General features: G+C 46.5%; 9 protein-coding genes. 5 read left to right on the top strand and 4 right to left on the bottom strand.

The window, feature by feature from the left end; translation table 11 throughout:
- Positions 1-12: 12 nt before the first annotated feature.
- Together srfAA and hxlR are read right to left on the bottom strand one after the other, a co-directional pair.
- A complete protein-coding gene (srfAA, locus tag M1M80_RS02000; RefSeq protein WP_178938635.1) occupies positions 13-10,776 on the bottom strand; it encodes a surfactin non-ribosomal peptide synthetase SrfAA in 10,764 nt (3,587 codons plus the stop codon).
- A 576-nt stretch (positions 10,777-11,352) separates the two neighbouring features.
- On the bottom strand, positions 11,353-11,715 hold the full coding sequence (hxlR, locus tag M1M80_RS01995) for a transcriptional activator HxlR (RefSeq protein ID WP_003241118.1): 363 nt from the start codon (positions 11,713-11,715) through the stop codon (positions 11,353-11,355).
- A gap of 231 nt (positions 11,716-11,946) precedes the next feature.
- Between hxlR and hxlA the strand changes: the two genes are divergently transcribed.
- The 5 genes from hxlA to nin all read left to right on the top strand — a co-directional run bounded on the left by hxlA (position 11,947) and on the right by nin (position 16,027).
- Positions 11,947-12,579: a 3-hexulose-6-phosphate synthase gene (gene hxlA / locus M1M80_RS01990; RefSeq protein ID WP_060397902.1), complete on the top strand. Its 633-nt coding sequence runs from the start codon at positions 11,947-11,949 to the stop codon at positions 12,577-12,579.
- Between the two features lie 5 nt (positions 12,580-12,584).
- Complete coding sequence (hxlB, locus tag M1M80_RS01985) at positions 12,585-13,142, top strand: 6-phospho-3-hexuloisomerase (RefSeq protein WP_003241122.1); 558 nt, start codon at positions 12,585-12,587, stop codon at positions 13,140-13,142.
- Between the two features lie 111 nt (positions 13,143-13,253).
- Positions 13,254-14,978 carry a methyl-accepting chemotaxis protein TlpC gene (tlpC, locus tag M1M80_RS01980; RefSeq protein ID WP_060397901.1) on the top strand — a complete coding sequence of 575 codons (1,725 nt, stop codon included), beginning with the start codon at positions 13,254-13,256 and terminating at the stop codon, positions 14,976-14,978.
- A 174-nt stretch (positions 14,979-15,152) separates the two neighbouring features.
- On the top strand, positions 15,153-15,602 hold the full coding sequence (gene nucA / locus M1M80_RS01975) for a DNA-entry nuclease (RefSeq protein WP_133488530.1): 450 nt from the start codon (positions 15,153-15,155) through the stop codon (positions 15,600-15,602).
- A gap of 26 nt (positions 15,603-15,628) precedes the next feature.
- Positions 15,629-16,027: a DNA-entry nuclease inhibitor gene (gene nin, locus M1M80_RS01970; RefSeq protein WP_003241129.1), complete on the top strand. Its 399-nt coding sequence runs from the start codon at positions 15,629-15,631 to the stop codon at positions 16,025-16,027.
- Between the two features lie 36 nt (positions 16,028-16,063).
- Here the strand turns inward: nin and bglC are convergent, their stop codons facing one another.
- Positions 16,064-17,497 carry a 6-phospho-beta-glucosidase gene (bglC, locus tag M1M80_RS01965; RefSeq protein ID WP_060397899.1) on the bottom strand — a complete coding sequence of 478 codons (1,434 nt, stop codon included), beginning with the start codon at positions 17,495-17,497 and terminating at the stop codon, positions 16,064-16,066.
- 71 nt (positions 17,498-17,568) lie between these two features.
- Positions 17,569-18,297, bottom strand: coding sequence for an AAA family ATPase (locus M1M80_RS01960; RefSeq protein WP_060397898.1), 729 nt, complete (start codon positions 18,295-18,297; stop codon positions 17,569-17,571).
- Positions 18,298-18,307: the final 10 nt, after the last annotated feature.

Here is an 18,307-nt window from a genome sequence, read left to right as displayed (position 1 = left end):
ATGCCACCTCTATTAGAAAATTTCCATTAATTTATCCAGCTCATCCAGCGTCAAATCATCATCGCCAAGGTCACTCGGCGTCAGTTCCGTTCCATCTTGAGATAGGCAATGTTCAATGACTCTGAGAAGATGGGCTTTAAAGCTGTCGCTGAATGTCTTTATCGTTTTTTCATGAAATTCAAGAGAATGATAGGCCAGTGTCATCGTCAGTTTTCCGTTTTCGATGTATCCGACAACATCGAGCGCGTTCGGTTTTTCTGTTTCCGGGCTTAACGACTGTCCTGACGGCAGCTCTGATCTCGTGAACAAGCCTGCATCCGACATTTCATCGAACTGTCCTAAATAGTTGAAGCTGACATCCGGCTGAATCGAGAACGCCACATCTTCTTTATGTTCCGGCGCCGTCAGATAGCGCAGAATGCCGTATCCGACTCCCTTATTCGGCACATGTCTGATATCTTCTTTCATTTGCTTCAGCTGGTAGCCCAGATCATCCGCATGCTTCATATCGAGCACCATCGGGTACATACTCGTAAACCAGCCGACTGTGCGGGAAATGGTCAGGTCTTCTATGATTTCTTCACGCCCATGCCCCTCTAAATGAACACTTACTTGATCCTGACCTGTCCACTCCTTCATCGCCAACCCGAATGCCGTCAGCAAAATATCATTCATTTCTGTGTGATATGCCTCATGCACCTTTGTGGTAAGCTGCTCTGTCTCTTCAGCAGTCAGCGAAAATTCGATTGTCTTTGTATGTTTCATTCGCTGATCACCAGATTCGCGATCTTTCGGAAGCTTTGCCGCGACAGTCTGTTCTTCAAGCTGTCTCCAATACTCTTTTTCTTTCAAAAAGGCCTTGGAGTTCGCAAAGTCTTGCAATCTCTTCGCATACTCCGCAAATGAATGTGTTTTCTGCGGGAGAACCGGTTCATTGCCTTGCTCAAGCTGTGTATAAACCGCGGCGAAATCCTCCAGTAAAATCCGCCACGACACGCCGTCAACCACTAAATGGTGAATGGCAAGGAGCAAGTGGTCTCCATCTTCTGCTTGGAACAAGCCTGCTTTTAACAAGCTGCCTTCCTGCAAGTCGATGCTGCTTTGCAGCCGTTCCGCTTCTCTCTCTATGCGGTCTTCATGATCTTTCGCTTGACCCTCAATCTGAATGATCTCTAATTGAGCTGAAGCAGCATCAAGTCCTCTGTTGTATTGAACGACGTCTTTCAGCTCCTCACGGTAGACCATACGGAGTGCATCATGGTGCTCAACCAGCGCCTGCAACGTTTTCTCCACCCGTTCAGGATCAAAGCCCTTCTTGGCATGAAGCATCACCGATTGGTTCCAGTGGTGCTTGTTCGTGAAGTTCTTTTCAAAGAACCAGCGCTGAATCGGCGTCAGAATGACTTCGCCCTCCACAGGCCCTTGGTCCGCCTGTTTGCCTTCGGCACGTTCCACGTATTGGGTGAGCTCTTCGATCGTCGGGTGCTGGAAGAGATCTTTCATTTCCAGCTTCCAGCCGTGCTGGTTCAAGCGGCTCGCCATTTGGATTCCTTTGATGGAATCTCCGCCGAGCGAGAAGAAATTGTCACTGACACCGATCTCCGAAATGCCGAGCACATCCTGCCAGATGCCTGCAAGCAGCTCTTCCATATCCGTTGTCGGCGCTTTGTATTCTCCGCTTCCCGCTTCGATGTCCGGCTCCGGCAACGCTTTGCGGTCAACCTTTCCGTTTGCCGTAACTGGAAGCTCGTTCAGCGTCACCCAGAACGCCGGGATCATGTAGTCCGGCAGGGTTTCTTTAAGCGAAGACTTTAATGCTTCTATGTCAGCTGTTTCCGGTGTCACATACGCCGCGATCGCTGTATTGCCGCCTTTATCTTTGACAGCTGTCACCGCCGCATCCTGTACCTCAGAAAGCTGGGCGAGCTGGACTTCGATTTCTGAGAGCTCGATCCGATAGCCGCGGACCTTGACCTGCTGGTCGATCCGGCCGATGTACTCGATGCCGCCGTTCACCCATTTCACCAAATCGCCGGTGCGGTACATGCGTTCACCTGGCACAAACGGATCAGCGACAAACCGCTTCACGGTTTCGTCTTCTCGATTCAGATAGCCGCGCGCCAGGCCGCGTCCCGCCACGCAAAGCTCTCCGGCTACGCCTTCCGGCTGCACCTGATTGCCCTCGCCGAGAATGTACACTCTCGTATTGGCGATCGCCTGCCCGATGGAAAGCGAGCCTTCCTCCGGATTGATTTCTGTGCTCGTGGCAACGACCGTATTTTCTGTCGGCCCGTAGTTGTTGACGAGCGTGTACGGCTGTTTGACCGCACGCTTCAGCTTGTCTCCTCCAGTCAAGAGGACACGGAGTGATGTGTTCTCAAGCTCCATGAACTGTTCCGCCAGCTGTGTCGGCAGGAACGTGATCGTTACGCCGTGCGTTTCGAAATAGTCGTTCAAGCGGACGATATCAAGGCGGATCGCTTCATCGATGACGTGAAGCTCGGCGCCGATTGTCCAGGTAGGGAACATCTCCCAAATGGAGGCATCGAATCCAAAGCCCGCGTATTTTGCACTGCGGTCCTCCTCTGTCATGCTGAACGCGTCATGGTGCCAGAAGCACAGGTTCACAAGCGCATGGTGCTCGACCATGACACCTTTCGGCTGTCCGGTCGTTCCAGACGTGTAAATCATGTACGCGAGGTTCTCCGCGTTTGTATCCGCCTCTGGATTTTCCTCATCGTTTTCATCTAGCGGCAGGCTTAGAATCGTGCGATCCCCGTCGAGAAGAATGACGTCTCCTGAGAAGCTATCCGGAACTGAAATGCCTTCCTGTTTCAAGAGAAGCTTCGCTCCGCTGTCTTGTAAAATATAGTCAATCCGCTGATCCGGATAGTCAGGATCAATCGGCACAAACGCCGCCCCCGCCTTTAAGACGCCGAGCACCGCAGCGGACATTTCCAGCGACGGCTTCGTGAGAACGCCGACGCGCTCATCCGCGCTGATGCCGCAGTCGATCAGAATCCGCGCAAGACGGTTTGCCTTCGCATTCAGCTCCCCGTACGTCCATGATTGTCCGTTGAATGTGACAGCCGGGCGGTCTTTGTGGCGCTGAGCGGTCTCTTCGAATAGCTGATGAACGGTTTTGTCTGTCGGCACAGGGAGCGTTTTGCCCTTCCATGCATCGAGAAGCGTTTGTTTTTCTGTTTCCGTGACGATTGACAGGCTGGCAAGCAGCTGGTTCGGATTGCCTGTGACAGCATCTAGAAGCTGCATCCAGTATTGCTTCCATCGTTCAATCGTTTCCGGCTTAAACAGCGCTGTATTGTATTCGAGTACGAACGTAAGCCCTCCATCGGTTTCGTCAGCGGACAGTGTAATGTCAAACTTGGCCGTTTTCCGTTCAAACGGATGCGGCTCCAGCTGAATCCCTTTCATCGTTAGATCCTTGATGTTCGCATTTTGCATTGAAAACACTGCATCGAATAACGGATTTCTGCTCGTGTCACGCTGAACCTGTACGTTCCCGATCAAGTCCTCAAGCGGGTAATCCTGCGCATCAAAAGCGCTGAGTGCCGTTTCTTTCACTTCGCTAAGATAGTCAGCAAACGCCTTTTCACCTTTCGGATACGTGCGCAGCGCCAACGTATTGACGAACATTCCGATGACGCGGCTGACGTCAGCTTGGGATCGTCCGGCTACCGGTGAACCGACGATGATATCGTCTTGCCCGCTCAATTTTGATAAAAACGCACTGTATGAAGCCAGAAGCACCATGTACAGTGTGGAATCCGTTTCTTTTGCTAGTCTGCGCAGAGCTTCAGCTTTGCCTGCTTCTAATGAAAATGCAATACGGTCCCCTTCAAATGTTTGAACGGCAGGCCTGCTATAGTCAGTCGGTAGCGTCAGCACCGGCAGCTCTCCGTCCAGCTCCTTCAGCCAATGCTCCTCTTGCTTCTTGTAAAGCTCAGATTGAATGAACTGCTGCTGCCACACGGCATAATCCTTATATTGAATGCGGAGCGGCTCAAGGGTTTCACCGTCGTACAGCTTTGAAAGCTCCTCAATCAGCACGCCGACAGACGCCCCATCAGAAATAATATGATGCATATCGAACAGCAGCACATGCTCAGTGTCTGAATGCTTGATCAGCCCCATTCTGAACAGCGGAAGCCGATCGATTTTGAAAGGCTTGATAAACTCAGAAACGATCCGCTCTGTCTCTTCCTCTGCGGCTTCGAAATATGCCATCTCACATTCAGCTTCTTCCCAGATTCGCTGCACCGTTTCTCCATCTTTTATTTCAAACGTGGTTCTAAAGGCTTCATGACGCTGCATTAACTGCTTCATCACGCTGTTAAGCCTTTCAACATCAAGCTCACCTGTAAGGCGCAGAACCGCCGGCATGTTATAGCTCGTTTCCGCTCCTTCAAGCTGCTGGAGCACGTACATCCGTTTTTGCGGTGAAGAAACAGGATACGTATCTTGTTTCTTTGCAGGGCTGATGCTGATGACTGTCCCTTTTTCAGCAGAGTCAATCACCTGTGCCAAGCCCTCAACCGTCGGTGACTGGAAGAGATCTTTGAGTGACAGCTCAACGCCCAGTTCCTGATGAACCAAGGCAAGCATCTTCATGCCTGCTAATGAATGTCCGCCGATGTCAAAGAATTGGTCATAAACGCCGACTTGTTCAGCCTGAAGCACATGCGCCCAAATGTCTGCGACTTTTTGTTCCGTTTCATTGCGAGGCGCAACATATGAAACACCTCTTGAGACGTTGGCATCAGGAAGCGGCAGCGCTCTCCGGTCGATTTTTCCGTTCCCGGTCAGCGGCAGCTCGTCCATCTGGATAAACACCGCAGGAACCATATAAGCCGGCAGATCCTTCGCCGCATGCTCTCTCAGCTCATGAGATGAGATTTCTCCCTCTCCGACAAAGTACGCGCAGAGCAGTTTGTCTCCCGCGCCTTGGTCAACTGCAAGCACAACACTCTCTTGCACGCGGTCGTGGGTTTGCATCTGATGTTCGATTTCTCCAAGCTCGATGCGCTGTCCGCGGATTTTCACCTGGTGGTCGATCCGCCCGATAAATTCGATATCGCCATTCGGCAGCCATCTGGCAAGGTCACCCGTTTTATACATGCGTTCGCCGGATGCAAACGGATGCGGAACGAATTTCTCCTCAGTCAGTTCAGGACGGTTGTAATAGCCTTTCACGAGCCCTTCGCCGCTGACGCATAGCTCCCCGGCGATCCCGGCAGGCTGCACGTGTCCCGCCCGGTCAAGAATGTATACTTCCGTATTGCTGACCGGTTTTCCAATCGGAACAGACAGCGTGTGCTCCTCCAATTCATCAACCGGATGATACGTCGCGAAAACCGTACTTTCAGACGGCCCGTACATGTGAAGGAGCTTGCCTTTTCCGACAATTTGCAAAGCTTTTCTTACATGCTCAACTGAAGCCCGCTCCCCGCCAAACATAATCTTGCGCAGCGTTGACAAGCACGCCGGATTCAAGTCCACAAGCAGGTGGAACAAAGCTGTTGTAATCATAAGAATGCTGATGTTCTCCCGCTCAATAACGCGAGACAGGCGAGCCATATCCAAAACTGTTTCTTTCGGTATCAGCACAAGCTTGGCACCGTTTAACAAAGAACCGAACATATCAAACATAAACGCGTCAAATACGTAATTGGAAAGTCCAAGAATCGTATCCTGTTCTGTAATGCTGAGATAATTCGTTTCCTTCACCGTGCGCAGAATATTAGCATGTGTCACGATATTTCCCTTCGGTGTTCCTGTCGTTCCGGAAGTATACGTCAGGTTGGCCATCGCCGCAGAATCAAGAGGCAGTGCAAGATTTTGCACATCGGCATGATAGCTTTCTTCCTCATCTGCAAGCACGATAACGCCGCTAAATTCCGCTTCTTCTGCTAAAGCCTTTAATTTTTTCTGAGTTAGAAGCACCTTCGCTCCGCTGTCGCGGAAGAAATGCTGCATCCGCTGAATCGGGTGCTCCGGATCAATCGGAACATAAGCCGAACCTGTCTTTAATACCGCGAGGATCGACACAATCATGTCCATTGACCGCTCGCATAAGACAGCCGCTGTTCTGCCTTCGCCTGCCCCAAGAGAAAGAATGCCGCGCGCTAACCGATTGGCCCGTTCATTCAGCTCACGATAGGTAAGTGATTCGCCTTCATATTGAAGTGCCGGCTGGTCTGGCGTTTTCGCCGCTTGCTCTTCAAACAGCTGAACAATTGTCTTGTCTTTCGGATAAGGTGTTCTTTCCGGGTTGAACTGCTGAATTTGCGAAGCAGTCTCCTCTTCGGAAAGAAGTTTGTACTCAGAAATCTGTTTCTCAGGCTCAGCAGCAGCATCTTCAAGCAAACGCGCAAAATGCGTAAGCAGCCTGTCTGCCGTGCTTTGTTTAAACAGCTTCGTGCTGTAGTCCAAATCAAGCTCAATGCCCTCATCGGTTTCTCTTGCCTGCATCGTCAAATCAAATTTTGCAATCTTGAAGTTAGTCTCATGAACAGACAAGGACAGATCGCCGACAGCCGGAATGCCCTCTGTCGCATTTTGAAGACTGAACATCGTGTCAAACAGCGGATGTCTGCTTACATCACGTGGAATGTTCAAATCTTCAACAAGCCACTCAAACGGATAATCCTGATGAGAAAAAGCATCCAGCACCTGTTTGCGGACACGCGTGATCAAATCGGTAAACGTCTCATCCTGCTTCACTTCGCTGCGAATCGCGAGCGTATTGACGAACATCCCAACAATGCCCTCTGTATCGGAGTGGTTTCTGCCCGCTGACGGCGTGCCGACAATAATGTCATCCTGTCCTGTATACTTTGACAAAAGCGTATAGTAAGCGGACAGCATCACCATATAAAGCGTGGCGTCGTTTTGTTCAGCCAAACGATTTAAGCGATTCTTCAATCCCTCGTCCAGCTTGATTGACACCCGGTCTCCTTCAAAGCTTTGAACAGGCGGTCTCGGGTAATCGGACAGAAGCTGAAGCACCGGAAGCTCGCCCGCAAAGGCTTCCTTCCAATACGTCCGGTCCTTCTGGTACCCTTCAGCAGCCTGTCCGCTTTGCCACACGGCGTAATCCTTATACTGAAGACGAAGCTCAGGAAGCTGTTCGCCTTTATATAACCGTGCTAACTCCTCCAAAATAATGCCGATGGACACACCGTCAGAAATCAAATGGTGCATGTCAAACAGCAGCATATGACGGTTCTCTTCTAACTTCATCAAGCCGATTCTGAACAGCGGCGCTTTCGCCAAATCAAATTTCCGGACGAATGAAGTCATAATTTCCTCATCGGAGCGGCCGCCTCTTTCCATCAACTCGACTTTGAAATCGACACTGTCATGAATGTTCTGTCTAGGCGTGTTGTTTTCAAGAATAAATGACGTTCTCAGAGACTCGTGGCGGCGGATTAACCCTTGAAATGCCCGCTCCAGCTTTTGAATCTCTAAAGGTCCTTCCAAAATCGCTGCCGCCGGCATGTTGTATCCGACTCCCGCATCCTCAAACTGGCTGACGATATATGTTCGCTGCTGTGCTAATGAAAGCGGGTAATGCTCCTGTTTTTCAGCAGGTTCAATTGCTGCAAATGCCCGGCTTTCTCTGTGATCAGCTTCCTCTGCAAGAGCGGCAATTGTCGGATGTTCAAACAAATATTGAAGCGGAATCTCAGCGCCTGTTTCCTTATGAATCCTTGTTAAAAGCGTCATTGCCTTCAATGAATGCCCGCCCGTTTCAAAGAAATTGTCAAAGATCCCCGCTTTTTCAACATTGAGCACATCCTGCCAAATGGCTGCGATTGCTTTTTCCGTCTCATTTCGCGGCGCCGTATAGGCCGTTCCGCTGACCGCCTTCACCTCTAGTGCAAACAGCTTGCGGCGGTCGACTTTGCCGCTTGGCGTGAGCGGAATTTCTGTGATTTCCGTAAAGTAAGCCGGCACCATGTAGTCAGGAAGCTGTCTGGCCGCGTGTGCCCGCAGGCTGACTGGAGCAAATTCGCTTCCAGGCTTCTGCACAACATATGCACTGACCTCGAGATTTCCCTGTTCGTCAGGACGTGCCAAAACAACGGCTTTTGCAACGTCAGACGCCTGCTGAATAACGGCTTCAATTTCCCCGAGCTCAATCCGGTATCCGCGGACTTTGACCTGGTCATCCTCTCTTCCTAAATATTCGATTGTTCCATCTGGAAGCCAACGCACCACGTCTCCGGTCCGGTACATCCGATCGCCTGGTACGAATGGATCTTGTAAAAACTTCTCAGCCGTCAATTCAGGCAGATGTAAATAACCTCGGCCAACACCATCGCCAGCGATATAAAGCTCGCCCGCCACGCCTTCCGGCTGCAGCCGGCCTTTTTGATCCAAAATATATAAGCGGTTGTTCCCCAGCGCTTTCCCGATCGGCACATACGCTGATTGAACAGCATTCTCCGGGATAACCGGATGAACAGATGCGTCCACACACGTTTCGGTCGGCCCGTACACATTGGTCAAACGCGGCGCTATGCCGGCTTCTTTAAACAGCTTCAGCAGCTTGTCCGCAACGACAGACGATAAACCCTCTCCTCCAATCAGCAGGTGCTTCAGCTTTAAGCCTTCAAAATCGCCAGCTGCTATCAGCATTTGCAGATGGGCCGGTGTTCCGTCCGTTGCCTCAATGCAGTGCCTGCGATAATACGCAGCTAGGGCAGATCCGTTCGTCACTGTTTTCTTCGGTACAATATAAAGGGTTTGTCCCAAAAGAAGCGACGCGAAAATCTGCTTCACTGACGCATCGAAGTGGAATGGCGCAAGCAATGCCATCCGCAGTGTTTGGCTGCCGCTTTGGTAAATCGTCTGCTGCAAAGATTCAACCAAATGATGAACCTGGCGATGCTCGATCATAACGCCTTTCGGACGTCCGGTTGTTCCTGATGTGTAAATAATGTAGGCAAGGTTCCGTGCGTTTACATCTGCATTCAGGCTTTCGCCAGCACCTTCCGCAATCGCCTGATCAAAATCAATCAATTCAGCATCGGCCGCAGGAGCTTCAATCTGCGATTCAGTCAGGATGAAGTCCGCCCCGCAGTCCTCCAAAATATATTGAATGCGCTCCGCAGGAAAAGCGGGATCAATCGGCACATAGGCTCCGCCGGCTTTTAAAATCCCCATGATAGACGTAATCATCCGTTCAGAGCGTTCAAGCAGAACCGCAACAGGTCTGTCAGGGCCAACGCCTTTCTGTTTCAGCACATTGGCGATGCGTGCAGATTGCTCATGTAACGTTCGATAGGACAATGTGCGATCTTCAAATACAACCGCTGGATGATCAGAAAGCTGCTCAGCCTGTTCTTGGAACAGCTCTGGAATCGTCATATCCTTACGATAGCTGACAGATTCACCGCCGGCCCTCACAAGCAGCTTCTCTTTCTCCGCTGCAGAAATCAGCGTTAATTCATCAATGGTATGATCTGGATGCAATAATGCGTTCTCCAGCATCGTAATCATGCGTTCACAAACAATTTTGATTTCTTCACGTGAAAATAAATCAGTGCGGTAATCAAAATCAATGGTGAGTTTCCCAGTATCCCATCGATCCTTTACATGAATTGATACATCATTTAATCCGCTGCCGCTGAAAATCGGCTCAGTCAAAAAGGCCAGATTCTCTTCTTTCTGCCACTGCATCACCTGATATTCAAGAGAAACCGTAAACAGCTTGGTCAGAGAGCTCTTTGTTTCACGCAAATCGTTGATCAGGAGATTATATGGGTACTTTTGGTGACGAAGTGTTTTCATGAGATCCTTCATCCGGTCTTTGACAAAATCTAAGAACGCCTGCCCGCCGTCAATGTTCGTCCGCAGCGGAACCGTTGATACAAACATGCCAAGCATCTGCTTCTCTTTCGCATTTGTCCGGTTGCCCATAAAGGTTCCCGTCACGACATCATTCTGGCCGCTGATTCTGTACAAATAGGCGGCGAGCACCGATTGAAACACCGAAAGAACGCTGACCTTGTTTGCCTCACAAAACGATAGAAGCTGCTGATGAAGCGTTTCAGGCACATCTTTAGAAAACCGCTCAGCCTCTAAACTTCCTCCTGCAGAGACATTCCGTTTCAGGGAAACAAGTTCAGGCACCGTTTCGAATTGCTTGTTCCAAAACGCCTTGTCCTTTTCAAACCGTTTTGATTGAGCATAGTCCTGTTCAGATAAAACATGATCGATAAATGAATGCGAAATGCCCTCTTTTGTTTCTGAGCCGCCGGCTAATTCTAAATAAATGTGCATAATCGCATTTCCGAGAATATTCATGGATATTCCATCAGAAATCACGTGATGAACATTTGCGTAAAACCATACTTCATTTTCCTTTATGGTGAACAAGGAAAAACGGAACAAGTCACAATCGTACAGCGGCAGAGGTTTTTTCGTTTCCTCCCGGCCCCATTGTGAAATAGACTCTATCGCATTCGGATCTCCAGTGGTGTCAGTATGTTTTATATCAACAGGCCGATACTCGCTAATATATTGAACGGGCTCTCCGTTTTCATTGAGACTCAAACGAAGTCGCATGGCGTCATTTCTGCGGATAAACGCTTGAATCGCCTGCTCCACAAGCTTCCAATCAATCTTTTCAGTTGAAACCAGCTTACCAATCCCCGCAAGATTTGAAATACTCGTGTCAGGATAAAATTTTTCTGTATACCAAATTCGTTTTTGTGCATCCGTTAAAGGGTAAAAAGTTATTTCCATATTGTCATACCTCCCCTAATCTTCAATAACCAGTGAACATGTGCAGCATATTTTCCCTTTCTTATCCATATAAGCTTTTAATCCTTATGAACTAACAGCCGAAAAAGCCCAAAGTACTACGTTTAAAAAACAGTGCATCCAAACAAAAAAACAGATTGCCGCTGTCAAAACAACTGCCATCAATCATCATTGCGGGGTTTAACACAAGCAAATAAAGACCGCAAGATCTCTCATCCAAACACGATACAATTTTGGCTAATTATTCATTGTTTTCAATATTTTTTTACCTTACTACCGTTCACTTTAAATGAAAAAAATGTTTTTATCACCGAAAAATGGGTGAAAAGTTTCATGCGGGATACCGAAAGATTCCAGTTTATTTACTGGGATATTTTTGCGGGATGCCGCAATAATTTCCACTAAACATTATTTACAGAAAAATAAAAATTTTTAAAATGATCCTTTCCGCTTCATCCCATTTATTGTTGAAAGCCATTTACAATCTTTACATCCCATATGTTTACCGCGCAAAAACCGAAAAACAGGCAAAAAAAAGACACCCTTATTCAAGAGCGCCTACAATGATTCCTTTATGACATTTTTATCGATGTCAATCAGCTCCATATAGCCTTTCCCCCACTCATACATGGCATCAAGAATAGGCATCAGGCTTTCTCCTTGCGGGGTCAAGGAGTATTCAACCTTCGGCGGGACAACTGGATACACTTCCCTGTGAACAATCATATCCTGCTCAAGCTCTCTCAGCTGATTCACGAGGATCTTCTGCGTAATATCAGGAATCAAAGCTTTTAATTCATTGAACCGTTTCGTGCCTTCTTTTCCTAAATGCCACAAAATGAGCATTTTCCATTTACCGCCGATCACCGCAAGCGTTAATTCCTTCTCACAATTAAACCTTTTGTCGTCCATCCGGCTCAAAAGAAATCCCCCCTTAGTATATTTTTTGTATGTTAGATACGTATCATCACTTACTTACTTTTTTGCAGACTCCTTTTTATTATACTCACTCCTAAAACCAAGCGAAAGAAATCTGATTGCCTCTACTCACAGTATCCTCCAAGTAACTAGTTGACTTCAAAGTGCCTACTTCTCAGCAAAAGAGTGAACCTATAGAATGAAAAATAATTCGAAAAAGGGAGTGGATCAACAATGGAATTACAGCTGGCATTAGACCTCGTCAACATCCCGGAAGCCATCGAGCTTGTCAAAGAAGTGGAACAATACATCGACGTGGTTGAAATCGGAACACCGGTTGTCATTAATGAGGGCCTTAGAGCCGTTAAAGAAATAAAAGAAGCATTTCCGCAATTGAAGGTTTTAGCAGACCTGAAAATCATGGATGCCGGCGGATATGAAATCATGAAAGCATCTGAAGCAGGCGCTGACATTATCACCGTTTTAGGGGCTACAGACGATGCAACGATTAAAGGCGCAGTAGAAGAAGCCAAAAAACAGAAGAAGAAAATCTTAGTAGACATGATTAACGTGAAAGATATTGAATCCCGTGCGAAAGAAATTGACGCACTCGGTGTTGACTACATCTGCGTCCACACTGGATATGATCTTCAAGCAGAGGGCAAAAACTCTTTCGAAGAATTAACGACAATCAAAAATACCGTTAAAAACGCAAAAACCGCAATTGCGGGCGGGATCAAACTTGATACACTGCCAGAAGTGATCAAACAAAATCCTGACCTTGTCATTGTTGGGGGCGGAATTACAAGCGCAGCCGATAAAGCGGAAACAGCTTCAAAAATGAAACAGCTTATTGCCCAAGGATAAATCATATGAAAACGACTGAATTCGTAACGGAAATTCTAAACGAGTTACACCGTTCAGCGGCTTATATTTCTAATGAAGAAGCTGATCAGCTCGCCGATCACATTCTTTCGTCCCATCAAATTTTCACTGCAGGGGCGGGGCGGTCTGGCCTGATGGCAAAATCCTTCGCGATGAGATTGATCCACATGGGCTTCAACGCTCATATTGCCGGTGAGATTCTCACTCCGCCGCTCCGCGAGGGAGATCTCGTCATTATCGGCTCAGGATCCGGCGAGACAAAGAGCTTAATCCATACAGCAGCAAAAGCAAAAAGCTTACACGGGATCGTTGCCGCTTTAACCATCAATCCGGAATCAAGCATCGGAAAACAAGCGGATCTCATCGTCAAAATGCCCGGGTCCCCTAAAGACCGGTCAAACGGAAGCTATAAAACCATTCAGCCAATGGGTTCCTTATTTGAGCAAACATTGCTGCTATTCTATGATGCAGTGATTTTAAAACTCATGGAGAAAAAAGGACTCGATTCTGAAACCATGTTCACCCACCACGCAAACCTTGAATAGCGTCACACAACCGGCCTGTAGATCAGGCCGGTTTTATTATTTTCTAAATAAAGCTTTAAACCCAAAAACCCGATAAGTAATATGACCTACAAATCACAAAAAGGAGGAATTATGTTGATAAAACAACTAAAGCTTAAGCTAGGAACAAAAATTCTCTGCATGGTTTTCGTGATTATTCTTTTGTTTTCGGTATCAGTCGGTACTGTAATGCTTAAGGAAATTACAGAAAGCATGAAACAAATGGCGACTGAAAAAGCGAAAGGCGATCTCGCTTTAAGCAGCGCTTATATTGATGATGTCATTTCAGGGGACTGGCAGGTAAAAAACAATAAGCTGTATAAAGGCAAGATCCAAATCAACGGAAATGAAGATATTGTTGATCTGCTTGGTGAAAAAACAGGTGATACGGTTACCATTTTCCAAGGAGATACTCGTGTTGCAACCAATGTCATGAAGAACGGAGAAAGAGCTGTCGGCACTCAGGCTTCTTCTGAAGTTACTGACGCTGTTTTAAAGAGCGGAAAATCATTCTACGGACAAGCAGACGTAGCAGGCTCCTCTTATCAGACGGCATACATGCCTTTAAAAGATCAAAACGGGGACATCATCGGCATGCTGTATACCGGAGCCAACCAAAGCATTTTAGCATCGCTTACCAAGTCACTCTTCACTCAATTCGCTATCGTTCTTGCTATCGTCATTATTGTATCAGTCATCCTTGTCCTGCTTTTCACCAGAAGAATCAATAAGCGGCTCAACGCTTTAAAATGTGCCTTTGAAAGTGCTGGAAACGGAGATATGACAATAGAGGTATCAGACAAATCCGGTGACGAGCTATCAGAACTCAGCGTCTATTACAATAAGATGAGAATGAAACTGAACAATACCATTCAAACCGTGCAGCAATCAGCCCTTCAGCTTGCGTCAGCCTCCCAGCAGCTCTCAGCCGGAGCAGAGGAAACAAATCAAGCTTCAGAAAAGATCACAGAAGCTGTACAGCACATTGCAAATGGAGCCCAGCATCAGATCACCCGAATCGAAAACAGTGAAAGCTCGCTGAAACAAGCTTCAGCAGACATACGAGATATTTCTTCAAATACTGCTGCTATTGCTGACAAAGGACAGCTTGCGCAATCAAAAGCCGACATCGGGCAAAAGGAAATTGCAGATGTACAGGCACAAATGGATGCGATACACCATTCGATTCAGAAAAGCGGAGAGATCATACAGCAGCTGGACGGCCGCTCTAAACAAATTGAACAAATTTTATCCGTCATCACCCAAATTGCAGATCAGACAAACCTGCTTGCACTGAATGCAGCGATTGAAGCTGCCAGAGCCGGTGAACATGGCAAAGGCTTTGCTGTTGTTGCCGATGAAGTACGTAAATTAGCGGAAGAGTCTCAACAGTCTGCAGGACAAATTTCAACATTAATTACAGAGATACAAAAAGATATGAACCAATCTGCAAGGTCAGTTGAGCATGTAAAAACAGAGGCTGCCGAAGGTGTTACCATGATCCAGCGCACAAAAGATGCATTTAAGGAAATTGCAGCCGCAACAGGTGAAATCAGTGCCGAGATCAGTGATTTATCAGCATCTGTATCAAACATTTCAGCCAGTGCGCATCAAATAAACGATTCCTTCGCAGCCAATACGGCTGACATTAAAGAATCTACAGAAAATACCCGGCAGGCCGCTGCATTAACAGAAGAGCAATTTGCTGCGATGGAAGAGATTACTGCAGCTTCTGAAACGCTATCTCAATTAGCTGAGGAGCTTACCGGTATCATAAGCCAATTTAAAATGATTGATCAACCTGAAAACGGCCGATGACTTACTATCATTATTGTAAATTGGCAACGGTATTTTACTGAAAACAAATATTTCGACCAGCTAAAATTACGATTTCTGCAATAAACTGAGTGTAAAAAATAAAATTTTAACCTTTACACCAAACGCTTTCTGGATTACTCTTGGATCAGTTTTTAAAGTTGCTAATTGCGGGAGGTGAACATCACGATGGACATCATAAAAACGATACTTCTCGTCATCGTCGTCATAGCAGCTGCAGCTGTCAGCCTGATAAAGGGAGACTTTTTCTCAGCTGATCAAAAAACGTCTCAAACGAAACAATATGACGAAACAATCGCCTTCCCTTCTGACCGTTATCCCGAAACGGCAAAACATATAAAGGATGCGATAAATGAGGGGCACTCAGATGTGTGTACCATCGACAGGGACGGAGCTGAGGAACGCCGTGAGCAATCATTAAAAGACGTACCGCCTAAAACGGGGTATGACAGAGATGAATGGCCAATGGCCATGTGCAAAGAAGGCGGTGAGGGAGCTTCTGTAGAATATATTTCTCCCGCTGACAACCGCGGTGCAGGTTCTTGGGTCGGGCATCAGCTTACCGATTACCCTGACGGCACAAAGGTTTTATTCACGATTCAGTAAACAGTTAAAAGAGGAGGAACAGCACATTGATCAAGTCATGGAAGCCGCAAGAACTGTCGATTTCATATCATCAATTTACTGTATTTCAAAAGGATTCCGCACCTCCTGTCATGGATTGGACTGACGAAGCGATTGAAAAAGGATATGCTGCGGCGGACGGAGCAATTTCCTTTGAGGCTCAGAGAAATACAAAGGCATTTATTCTTTTGCGCCTTAACAGTTCAGAAACTGTAAACTCCTACGAAAAAAAAGTGACTGTTCCTTTTCATGTCACAGAAAACGGAATTGAGATTGAAAGCATTATGTCTAAAAGGCTGTCCTTTGATCTTCCTAAAGGGGACTATCAATTGACATGCTGGACTGTGCCGGCTGAGAAGTCAGATCTGCACGCCGACACTTATATTATTGATGCTGTTTCTGTGTAATGAAAAAGCCCTGAGAGAGTGACTCTCAGGGACTCTTTATAAACTTTCTCCATTCGTCTTGATTACATCCTGATACCAATAAAAGCTTTTTTTCTTCAAACGTTTTAAATCATGTGTATTTTCTTCATCGCGATTGACATATACAAATCCGTATCTTTTTTGGTAGCCATTCAGCCAGCTTAACAGATCAGTAAACGACCAGCTGCAATAGCCTATCAAATCGACACCGTCGCTGATGGCTTGTCTGCATTGCTCAAGATGCGAACGCAAATATTCAATTCGATAATCATCCTGTACAGTGCCGTCTTCAACCTTATCAAACTCACCCAAACCGTTTTCTGTGATAAACACTGGAAGCTGATAGCGGCTTGTAATTCGTCGAAGGCCGATACGCAATCCAATTGGGTCAATTGTCCAATCCCAGTTGCTCGTTGTCAGATGCGGATTTTTTTTCGTTTTAAATACTCCGGGTATCCCTGTTTCCTGGTTGGTCCCCTTTTGTCCTGTTGTATTCATTTTTCCTTCTGACACACCATCAAGCGGATTTCGTTCGTAGGTGATGGTCTGATAATAATTGACACCTACAAAATCAGGCTTCCCTTTGGCAAGCAGCTCCATATCTCCCGCTTCGATTGTCGGCGCCCAGCCCTGTTTTTCTAAATAGCGGAAAGGAATTTGCGGGTAGGTTCCCCAGCAATACATGTCAAGCCACCAATTGTTCATAAACTCTTCAGCATTTTCAAAAGCCAGTATGTCTTCTGGATGGCTAGATAAAGGGTATGCCGGAGAATAAGCAAAGCTTGGACCTATTTTGCCTTCAGGCACATATTCCCTAAAAGATTCAATGGCCTTCGCATTAGCCAGGAACGCTATATGGTTTGCTTCGTAAAATCGTTTTCTGTCTTTCACTCCAGGCGGATGCATGGCTGTAATAAATCCGTGATTAAAATTGTAGTTTTGTTCGTTTAACGTAACCCAATATTTTACTCTGTCTCCAAAACGTTTATAAAGAGTAATACAGTAATTATTAAAATCCTCGATGATATTTCTTGATTCAAAGCCGCCATACTCGTCCATAAGCGCCTGAGGCAAATCCCAGTGATATAAAGTCAGAACAGGCTCGATGTTATGAGAAAGCAATTCATCAATCAGGTTATCGTAAAACGCAAGGCCTGCTTCATTGACCTCCCCTTGTCCTTTTGGAAAAATCCGCGGCCAGCTGACGGAAAATCGATACGCTTTTAAGCCCATTTCAGCCATTAAAGCGACATCTTCTTTATAACGGTGATAATGGTCAACCGCAATATCGCCATTAGTTCCTTTGAACGTTTTGCCCGGTATTTTCGTAAACACGTCCCATACAGAAGGGCCTTTGCCATCTTCGTTCCAAGCGCCTTCAATCTGGTACGCTGCCGAAGCAGAGCCCCACAAAAAATGTTTCGGAAAAGATTCTGGATGCTGGTGGATCATAGTGTTTATCACTCCTGAACTATTGATAAACCTATCATAGGTTATGAAACGCGTTTCAGATCAACTCGATATTAGTCGCGGAACAGCTCAGCCAATATTTTTTCTCTTTGTCCAAGAAAATATCGTGTTAATTGAACATGTTCTGTATCCTCATATTCTGTATGATGTATTCTTCCACCATCAAAGCTTAAAATATTAGCATTGGGATAGCCCAACAGAATTGGAGAGTGAGTCGCAATGATCATCTGTACATTTCCACCCTTCACCAAATCATATATAACTCTCAAAAAAGCCAGCTGCCTGGCTGGAGAAAGTGCTGCTTCTGGCTCATCTAAAAGATAAATCGCTTTTTCTTTAAAGTGATGACAGAATAGAGACATAAAGGACTCTCCATGTGATTGCTTGTGCAGCGGCCTCCCTCCATAAGAACGGTATGGCTGCGCAGCATCTAATTCCTTCTCATCCAGATGAAGAGAAAGATGATAAAACGATTCAGCTCTTAAGAAGAAGCCATTTGTTACCTTTGGGAGCCAAGATAAACGTATGTAATCTCCTAAATGAGAGTCTGACTCCTGTAATTCATAGACATTATTCCGGCTTCCGCCCGCTGTATTGAATTCACACTTATCTGCTATCGCTTCAAGCAAAGTAGACTTGCCAGATCCATTTTCTCCTACAAAAAAAGTCACTGGGCTAGTAAATAAAATTTCATTTAATTGACTGATAGCCGGAATAGAAAATGGAAATTTGTCAAAGTCCGAAATCTTATCTCGAAGAAGGGTAACCTTTTTTAAAAACATAGCATCTCCT

This window comes from Bacillus inaquosorum (genome assembly GCF_023238325.1).
In the GTDB taxonomy this organism is placed as follows: Bacteria; Bacillota; Bacilli; order Bacillales; family Bacillaceae; genus Bacillus; species Bacillus inaquosorum.
Note: the sequence above shows the minus strand (reverse complement) of the source record. Positions and strands in the feature narration are given on the sequence as shown.